This window comes from Aequorivita sp. KMM 9714 (assembly GCF_011065475.1).
Classification (GTDB): Bacteria; Bacteroidota; Bacteroidia; order Flavobacteriales; family Flavobacteriaceae; genus Aequorivita; species Aequorivita sinensis.
Window position 1 is genome coordinate 1 of record NZ_JAAGRO010000032.1, and the last position, 519, is coordinate 519.

The 519-nt window shown below is 33.7% G+C and carries 1 protein-coding gene; it reads right to left on the minus strand.

Annotated elements, in window-relative coordinates:
• Window positions 1–37 precede the first annotated feature (37 nt).
• A partial coding sequence (locus tag G3A46_RS14050) for a type IX secretion system membrane protein PorP/SprF (RefSeq protein ID WP_165150768.1) occupies window positions 38–519 on the minus strand: 482 nt, incomplete at its 5' end.

The window sequence follows — 519 nt, forward strand, 5'->3', positions numbered from 1 at the left end:
ATATGTTACGTAATATTGTATTCATAGTCAGTATTTTTTAGAAGAATCTTGGGGTTAACACTCTTTCTGGTCTATTAAATATATCGAAACGAAGCATAACTTCATAGGAACCATCACTATAAGTTTCGATATCTGTTGTTTGATAATCATATCCAAAGCCTATAAAAATTGCATCTGAAGCTTGAAAACCTACCATTGCGCTCATAGCAGCGCTCCATCGATAAGCCGCACCAAGTGTAAGCTTGTCATACAATAAGAAGTTGGCAGAAACATCTGCTTGTAAAGGCGATCCATTTACCATCTTAACTAAGGTTGCTGGTTTAAACTTTAAATTATCACTAATATCAAATACATAACCCGCAATTAAAAAATAATGCATACGCTCGGAAGCAGTTGTTTCAACTGTAGTATTTGCTAGGTTACCCTTATCAAAATGTTTAGTAGTTAAAAAGTTTGGAACCGATAATCCTACATAAAACTTATCAGTATTATAATATACACCTGCACCAATTTGTGGTT